The following is a 7,826-nucleotide window of genomic DNA, read 5'->3' as shown; positions in this document are numbered from 1 at the left end:
GGTGCAGGTGGGTGCGCTGTTCGAGCTGTTCTCGAACGGCACGGGCGAGGCGTTCCTCAACGGCAAGATCGAGGACCCGAGCCTGGCCGCGCCGCTCTACGTGTCGGCGTTCCGCCAGGAGGACGGCAGCTACAACGTCGTCTGGTCGCGCCCGACGCGTCGCCGCGATCTCGCCGCGGAGATGGCGCCCAAGGCCGACGAGGGCCTGCCGCCGCTGCCCGGCGCCGACGAGACCGCCGGCCCCGCCACCCAGGGCGCCGAGGCCGGCCTCGGCCAGTCCTCCGCCGAACATGCCTTCGCGAGCTGACGCAAACGGCAGTTCGAACTCTCCCAGCCCCCGCTTCACCCAAGCGGGGGCTTTTTCCTTGTCCCGAAACCAAAGCTCGCGGCCGCGCCGTGCCTGCCGGCTGTCGTTGGCATCACCCTGCCAGACGGGCCTCCTGCAGGTCGAGCTCCCGCACCAGCTTGCGCGCCGCCTCGCTCCCCAATTCGCTCTGACGAACCCGGCGGAAAATTTCCCCGCGTTCCGCCTTCAGCGCGGCAAGGCGAAGATCGCGCTCGATGCGCTCATCGCGCCGCAGAAAAGCCATCGCCTCGGGCAGGCTCGAGCGATTGTCGATCCGTTCGCGATAGAGGTCCATCAACCTGGAAGCGACGTTCACATAGGCGTCGGCATCCTTTCGCCCCTCGGCAAGCTGGTGCTGAGTGCGCTCGATCTCGGCGATCGCGGCTTCGGCGGCCGCTCTCCGGGCTTCTTCGATCTCCGCATCGCGCGATGGCTCCGCCGGCATCTCCAGCCCCCGCATCATCAACGGCAGTCCGATCGATGCCGCGATCAGCGACAGGATGATGACGCCCATTGCCAGGAGAATGGCGAGATCGCGACCCGGGAACGCCGTCCCGTCGGCCATGGCGAGCGGGAGCGTGAGTACGCCCGCGAGCGTGATGGCCCCACGGACGCCCGCGAAAGACATCGCCCCCACCAACCGCCAGTTCGGCCTCGGGCTATCTTCCGCGCGGCGGAAAGACGTCAGGCGCAGCGAGAACCAGACCCAGACGAAACGCAGCGCCGCCAGTGCGACATTGATCGCGACGATATAGACGGCCAGCCACCAGGCTCCATGATGGCCGGTCAGCCTGACGCTGTCGGCAGCGCCGGCCAATATCGTGGGAAGCTGCTCGCCAAGCAGCACGAAGATGATGCCGTTGGCCGTGAACTGAATGAGATCCCAGACCGTCGTGCGTCGGATGCGGGTTACGGCCAGCGCCTTGCCCCGTGTCTCGATGAACCCCATCATCACGCCGGCCGCGACCGCCGCCAGGATGCCCGAGCAATGGAGATGCTCGGCTACGAGATAGGCGCCGAACGGAATCAGCAGGCTGATCAGGATCTGCGAGCTGCTTTCCTCGCCGAGACGCCGCGCGACCAGTTCCTTTGCCCGCCCAACGAGCCAGGTGAGGCCCGCGCCGACGACGATGCCGCCAATCGCGACCCACAGGAAATTGAGCGCCGCGGCCCCCAGCGAGAAGCTGCCCGTCAGGGCGGCCGCCACCGCAAAGCGCAGGCAGACAAGGCCCGACGCGTCGTTGAGCAGCGATTCCCCCTCCAGGATATGCATCATCCGCTTGGGGATCGGCGTGCGCTGCGCGATCGCGGACACGGCGATCGGGTCGGTGGGGGAAACCACCGCCGCGAGCGCGAAAGCCACTGCGAGCGGCATAGCCGGGATCATCCAGTGGATGAGGAAACCCATGCCGACGACGGTGAACACGACCAGGCCAAGGGCCAGCTCAAGGATCGTGACGCCATCCTTGAACATATCGTCGGGCGGTATCCGCCACCCATCGAGGAACAGCAGCGGCGGCAGGAAGAGCAGGAAGAAGATGTCCGGATCGAGCGTCACCCGCCAGTCGGCGACGAGACCGATCGCGGCACCCAGAGCGATCTGGACGAGGGGACGCGGAACCGAAAACGGCAAGAGGCGAGCCAGGATTCCACTCAGCACCACGGCGAACAGCAATGTCAGGACGAGCGTGATGGTTTCCAAAAGCGAAGCCTCTGAACAGATTTGTCGGGACGGCCACCCTGTCTAACGCCGTGCCCCTTTCCTGTCAGCTTCAATCCCGGCCGACCGGCCTGCGGCCGTAGAGAGGAGGGGGAGCGTGGCTCCTGTCCAATCGTGACGGGAGACAATCATGTCCGACATCATCGACCTCGGCGGCGCCCCCGCCAACGAGGACTGCGCGCAGCTTGGGCACACGCCCGACTTCGAGCGGCTGAACCGGCTTGAAGTCGCCGCCTACCGCGCCGCCATCATTGCCCGTTTCGGCCCGCCGCCCGATGGCTGCACGCTCGTGTCGGTCACCAACCGGCACGACTTCGGCGTCTATTATTCGCTTGGCCTCAAGGTCGATGCGCTTGCCTATCGGCGTAATCCCGCGGTTACCGCCTATACCGAGGCCGCGCAGGACGGCCTCGAAAGCTGGGTCGAGGCCGGGTTCGCGCCACCGGTCCGTTATGAAGACGGCAGCGCCCCGACAGTCGATCGCGACCGGATCGACGACATCGTCACCGGCGCGCTTCTGGCGACCCGGCCCAATGCCGACGGACGCTTCGCCATCCCGGACTTCGAAGCCCTTCACCGCAACCTCGCCGCCGCCTATCCGGCCAGCGCCGAGGCCGCGAAGATCCTGATCCAGGAGATCGACGCATGATCCAGCAACCCACTTCCGACCAGCCGGTCACCGAGGCCGCGATCGTCGCGGAGATCGAGACCGGTCTTACCGCTGTCCAAGACGTCGAGGCGCGCTGCAAGGCCGCCTTCCTTCCATTGCTGCGCGAACACGGCATCGCGCGCGTTGACATCCACTATGACGGCGGCGGCGACGAAGGCAGCGTGGGCGATGTCTTCGCCTATCGCGACGACGCCAGCGCAGAGCTACCGACCATCCTGTGCGACCATTTCGCGCTCGAATATAATGGCTCTGTCACCACGCGGACGGTCGACCTTGAAGATGCTCTGAGCGCTTTCGCCGAGAATGCGGTCTGCACCCATCATTGCGGTTGGGAAAACGGCGAAGGGGCCCACGGCATCATCGGCATCGATGTCGCTTCCGGCTCGGTGACACTGACGCACAACACCCGCTTCATCGACTATGACACCAGCGAGACGGAGCTCTAGCGATGTCGCATTGCCATTATCATGCGCTGAGCTCGGTCCGCCGGTGGGGCGGTAATGCCGAGGACTATCTGCCGCTTCACCAGTGGTTCGACGAGTCCAAGAAGATCATCGCCGATCCGCGCCACCGCGCCTTGAGGCATCATGCCGAAGGCATTTTTCTCCTCGAGACGATCTTCGGCGTGACGATCCGCAACAGCGACGGCCGGGACATCCCGGTCCGGCTCGTCGGAGAACAGCATGTCACCGAAGATCTTGGGCGGATACCGTCGTTTGCCGACTGGGCGCGTCTCATCCAGCCGATGCCGTGGATCCTGCGCGGCAATCCGGCGGGCTCGCCGGGTGTCGATCCCGAGTTTGGCGCTCCGGTTCCCGGTTCCCGTGAGCATCTCGCTGCTATAGGCTGATCCCGTGGACAAGGGACCCTTCAGCGACGCCGCCGCGCGCCATGCCCTCGACCGGCTGATCGAGATCGCTCGATCCGACACCGGCCAGGCGCGGCGGGTCGCGAACTTCCTGCTTGCCTGGTGGAATGGCGATGATTGCGGTCATTTCCCTATCGCAGATCTGTTCGGCGTCGACGCGACGATCGCGACCCACATGACAATCATCATCGGCTTTCTCGGCCAGCATGAAGGCGCGATCTATCCCGATGCCTTCGGCCGCAAGGCCGAGATGATCGAGCTGGTTCGCCGTTGGCGCGACTTTCCAGACGAGGGCTGAGCGCTCGCCTCGACGCGCCTTCCGCGCTATGATCGAGTCCCATGACCGAGCTCGATCCCCACACGCTGCGCGTCGCCGCTTCGCTCGTTCGATCGCGGATCAAGACGCTCAAGCTCGACGGTCGTATGGACGGGCTGCAGCGGTTGGGCGCGCAGCGTACGCTCACCCAGCTCGCGGTGGACCTCGAAGTGTCCGCCGACCATGTCGGGCCTCCCCGCCGCCGCAAGCGCACGGCCTAGACTTGCCAATAGGGCGGTAACGCCGCCCGCACCTTCCGAACGTCTCTGACCAAGGCCGCGGAATCCTCCGCGCGTCTGCTGCGGTCCGCGCTCCGCGCATGCAAAGGGGAGCAGGGCAGGGGAAGGGGGCCGGGCCTGTCTCCGAGGCCGGGGACGCGGCTTGCGCCGCATCCCTCTCCCCAAGGAGTCAGCATGGCCAACCACTTCACCAAGGCGAGCTTCACGCTCGCCGTCACGCCCGCCGAGGCTGAGGTCCTCCGCCTGATCGACGATGCCATCGAGGCCCTCGACGATGCTTCGCTCGAACCGGATGGGCGCACCGCGCGGTTCTCCGCGTTGGGCCCGGCTTTCGCGGCCTGCTTTCCGCCGGCCGATGCCGACCCGTTCTCGGGCTTTCTCGAGATATTCCCCGATCCCGATTATCCCCGCCTCGGCTTCACCCTGCAGGTCGATCCTCCCGATACCGGGGACACGGTCGGCGTCTGGATCCACGGCGAGCAGGTCGACATCGAGGCGACGGCGGCGCTGATCCAGGCCACGGCACGCTCCGCGCTTCCCTTCGGCTTCGAATATGCCCTCGATTGTGATCGCATGCGTCCGGGTGAGTTCGGCGGCGGCTTCGTCGTGATCCGCGAGGACGACATCGAATTCGGCGGCTCGGCCCGAGGCCTCGAAAAGGCGCTGACCCGCCGTCCCGGCGAGGCCGAGCACGGCCTCGTCATCGCCACGCGGGATCGCGAGGAAGGCCTGCTCTTCTGGAACAGCAAGGCGGGCTTCGGCTCGCTCGAAACCGCGACCGTCTTCTCCGAGGCCGAAGCCTCGAACACCGATCTGCCGATCGCAAGCGACCAGCCGGAATGGCTGGCCCTGCCGGCGCCGCTCGCCTGAACGCGCCGGACCGCCGCCATCAAGCGCGGCGCTCACACCCTCAAGCCGGAGTATCTCGCCATGCCGACCTATGACGTCGTCTTCACGGCGCCCGTCCCCGACTGGATCCTCGCCAAAGCCGAGGCCGAGGATGCGCGCCGTGCGCGCAGCTGGCTTCTTTCCCAAAGCTGGTACGAGCGTCGGCGCATCGACTGGGCCGCCGCGCGAACGATCGTGCCGGAAGGCAGCCAGTCTCCGGTCCAGCACGAAGCTGTTTTCGCGCTCGATTGTGAGGAGAGCGCCAGCCCTGCCTCGGGAGCGCTCACCCTCCGCCTCGCCGTCACCGTCCGTCAGGGCGAGGATCCGCTCGAGAAGGCACGCCGCGTGCTCGACCTTCCTCGCACCGGCAGAACCAAGCGCCGGGTCCTCAACCGAGACGGCATATGGGACCGGGGTTCGTTCAGCGCCGTCAGGGGCAACAGCGTCATCGGTCCCATGCCGCCGGACTGGCCGGAAGGCCGCATGCTCACCGACTATTCGAGCCACCTCGGCAGCTATGGGCAAGGGGGCGTCGGCCTCTCGGGCTGGCAATGCAATCGCGGCTCATGGATCGTTCTGCCGCTCACCGGGTCTGACGGGTGGATCTGGCTGACGCGCGAGGAGATCACTCCGGCCGAGGATTTCCGGTCGCTCCGGGCTGCCATCGACCAGCGCATCCTTGGCGTGCATCCCGACCAGATCGCGGAATTCACGCCGTGGGAGCATCGCTATGCCGGCCATGAACGCATAGCCGACATCCCCGACTTCGGCGACGAGAAGGCGACCATAGAGCGCTTCAACGCGACCGAGGACGGATTCGTACTGGAGGCCGCCAACGGCCTCACCCGCTGGCGCTTTGCCATGGGCGACGATCTGCCCCGTCCGATCTGGGCCGGCTCGCGAGAGCCGCGCCTGCTCGCCCATGACTGCTATCTCGCGGTGTGAGACGCCAGGGCCGGAACCCCTGTTGTTGTCCGCCATTGAAATGGCCGACCGCAATGTATATGTCTATGTATATCCAAGGAGGACGGCATGGCACGATCCGAACCGATAGCCTCGCGGGAAGCCAAACTGTTCCGCAACAACAAGAGCCAGGCCGTGCGTATCCCGGCCGACTTCGAGCTTCCAGGAACGAGCGTCATGATCCACCGTGACGGCGAGCGGCTCATTCTCGAGCCGATCCGCCGGCGGAATATTCTCGAAGTCCTGGCGAGCCTCGACCCGCTCGGACCTGATGACGAGTTCCCGGACGTCGACGATACGCTGCTGCCGGCAAAGGCCATAGACCTTTGAGCACGCTCTACATGCTCGACACCAACATCGTGTCCGAGCTTGCGCGCAATCCGCACGGGGCCATCGCGAACCGGATCGCCGAGGTCGGCCCTGACGGCATCTGCGTCAGCATCATCGTGGCCGCCGAACTCCGCTACGGCTGCGCCAAGAAGGGATCGCCGCGCCTCCTGGCCCAGATCGAAGCGATCCTCGACAGCATCCAGGTTCTCGCCCTCGATGTTCCGGCCGACACCGAATATGGCGGAATTCGCGCCGAGCTCGAGGCCGCGGGCAAGCCGATCGGCCCGAACGACCTGTTCATCGCGGCTCATGCCTATGCCTTGGACGCGGTCCTTGTGACCGCCAACTACGGCGAGTTCTCGCGCATCCGCGCCCTTAGAATCGAGAACTGGCTCGACGAGCCCAACTGACGGCCTGTCCCTCGACCGCTACAGTCGTGGCGCTCCGCCGCAGACGATAATCGCCGGACCGCGCCACAAGCCTGCCGAGGCCGACATACCACCGGGCGCGGCGGCTGTCCCCGCTCGATCAACTCCAAACTCGAGAGGAACGACCATGACGACCATCGTCCTGAGCAACGGCCATCTGCGCTCCGAGACCGTCGAAGCCGCGATCGACGCGCTGATCGAGATGCTGAACGATCATCCGCTCAACCGCCTGTTCGAAAAATATGGCGATTTCGTCGAACGGGATGCCCGCAACCTGCGCGGCGAATGGCTCGAAGGGGTCGAGAATGCCGTCAGCTTCTTCGGCAACTTCTTCGACCGATCCCATGTCTTCATCATCGTCTCGAACGACGCGCATCACGTTGAACGCCTCTGCGCAGCGATCGCTGCGAACCGCCAGCGTCCCGACTATCTGCGCCAGCCGCCGCCTTATGATCCCGCCAAGCTGGTTATCGAGCGCAAGCGCTTCAGCACGACCCAGGGCGAGGTGCTGCTCACCTATGACGGTCAGCGGATCGAGCAATATGGTGACACGATCCGGCTCGACGGTCGCGGCAACTATGAAGGGCATGACGATCATTACTGGCACAACATCGCCAAGCGTGATCTCGCGCGCCGCCATGTCGAGGCCTTCGACCGCAGCATGACCGCGAGCGAGGCTCTCCCGCCCACTTAGCGACCGTCCGCCAGCCGGTGACGTTGCCTCTAGCGCACTGACCGCCCGCAGGCGGTCAGCGCCATCCAGCGCCCAACGCGTTTCGACCCGAGGCCGCTTTTGCGGCGCTCGGATGGGCGCTTGCGCGCCTGCTCGGCCGAACGGCCGAGGAGGGGAGTGGGGAAGGAGGAAGGTGGCTCGGACACGGTGTTCGAGACCGCTTTCAGGAGACTTTCCCATGAACATCGGTTCGATCAAGCAGAATGACGCCGGCATTTTCGTCGGCAAGATCGCGACGCTGGCGATCGCCATGACGGTTGCGCTGCGCGAGGTGCACTCGGCCAATCCCAAGGCGCCCAAGTTCGAGGTTCTGGCGCTGTCGGCG

At 65.8% G+C, this 7,826-nt stretch carries 13 protein-coding genes; 12 read left to right on the top strand and 1 reads right to left on the bottom strand.

Annotated features, from left to right (window positions below; all coding sequences use genetic code 11):
* Positions 1-307: DUF736 family protein (locus tag HJG53_RS18045; RefSeq protein WP_171132741.1), on the top strand; the 307-nt coding region annotated here is incomplete at its 5' end.
* A 112-nt stretch (positions 308-419) separates the two neighbouring features.
* Here HJG53_RS18045 and HJG53_RS18040 read toward each other — a convergent pair.
* Positions 420-2,048: a Na+/H+ antiporter gene (locus tag HJG53_RS18040; RefSeq protein WP_019054749.1), complete on the bottom strand. Its 1,629-nt coding sequence runs from the start codon at positions 2,046-2,048 to the stop codon at positions 420-422.
* A 148-nt stretch (positions 2,049-2,196) separates the two neighbouring features.
* Here HJG53_RS18040 and HJG53_RS18035 point away from each other — a divergent pair, with 148 nt between their 5' ends.
* The 11 genes from HJG53_RS18035 to HJG53_RS17985 all read left to right on the top strand — a co-directional run.
* On the top strand, positions 2,197-2,715 hold the full coding sequence (locus tag HJG53_RS18035; protein ID WP_019054750.1) for a hypothetical protein: 519 nt from the start codon (positions 2,197-2,199) through the stop codon (positions 2,713-2,715).
* A complete protein-coding gene (locus HJG53_RS18030; RefSeq protein ID WP_019054751.1) occupies positions 2,712-3,182 on the top strand; it encodes a DUF6878 family protein in 471 nt (156 codons plus the stop codon). Before HJG53_RS18035 ends, HJG53_RS18030 begins: the two co-directional genes overlap by 4 nt.
* A 2-nt stretch (positions 3,183-3,184) precedes the next feature.
* On the top strand, positions 3,185-3,586 hold the full coding sequence (locus HJG53_RS18025; RefSeq protein WP_019054752.1) for a hypothetical protein: 402 nt from the start codon (positions 3,185-3,187) through the stop codon (positions 3,584-3,586).
* Between the two features lie 4 nt (positions 3,587-3,590).
* Complete coding sequence (locus HJG53_RS18020) at positions 3,591-3,902, top strand: hypothetical protein (protein ID WP_019054753.1); 312 nt, start codon at positions 3,591-3,593, stop codon at positions 3,900-3,902.
* 41 nt (positions 3,903-3,943) lie between these two features.
* Positions 3,944-4,141 (top strand): hypothetical protein, encoded by a 198-nt coding sequence (locus tag HJG53_RS18015; RefSeq protein ID WP_171132739.1) that lies wholly within the window; start codon positions 3,944-3,946, stop codon positions 4,139-4,141.
* 192 nt (positions 4,142-4,333) lie between these two features.
* Positions 4,334-5,029 carry a hypothetical protein gene (locus HJG53_RS18010; RefSeq protein ID WP_019054755.1) on the top strand — a complete coding sequence of 232 codons (696 nt, stop codon included), beginning with the start codon at positions 4,334-4,336 and terminating at the stop codon, positions 5,027-5,029.
* A 60-nt stretch (positions 5,030-5,089) separates the two neighbouring features.
* Positions 5,090-5,992, top strand: a complete 903-nt coding sequence (locus tag HJG53_RS18005; RefSeq protein WP_019054756.1) for a hypothetical protein — start codon at positions 5,090-5,092, stop codon at positions 5,990-5,992.
* Between the two features lie 87 nt (positions 5,993-6,079).
* On the top strand, positions 6,080-6,340 hold the full coding sequence (locus HJG53_RS18000; protein WP_019054757.1) for an antitoxin: 261 nt from the start codon (positions 6,080-6,082) through the stop codon (positions 6,338-6,340).
* A complete protein-coding gene (locus HJG53_RS17995; RefSeq protein WP_026150037.1) occupies positions 6,337-6,750 on the top strand; it encodes a type II toxin-antitoxin system VapC family toxin in 414 nt (137 codons plus the stop codon). The genes HJG53_RS18000 and HJG53_RS17995 overlap by 4 nt, the downstream gene beginning before the upstream one ends.
* Positions 6,751-6,895: 145 nt before the next feature.
* Positions 6,896-7,462: a hypothetical protein gene (locus tag HJG53_RS17990; RefSeq protein ID WP_019054759.1), complete on the top strand. Its 567-nt coding sequence runs from the start codon at positions 6,896-6,898 to the stop codon at positions 7,460-7,462.
* 217 nt (positions 7,463-7,679) lie between these two features.
* Positions 7,680-7,826: DUF736 family protein (locus tag HJG53_RS17985; RefSeq protein WP_171132737.1), on the top strand; the 147-nt coding region annotated here is incomplete at its 3' end.

The sequence above is a fragment of the Sphingomonas sp. ID1715 genome (assembly GCF_013044515.1).
In the GTDB taxonomy this organism is placed as follows: Bacteria; Pseudomonadota; Alphaproteobacteria; order Sphingomonadales; family Sphingomonadaceae; genus Sphingomonas_B.
Note: the sequence above shows the minus strand (reverse complement) of the source record. Positions and strands in the feature narration are given on the sequence as shown.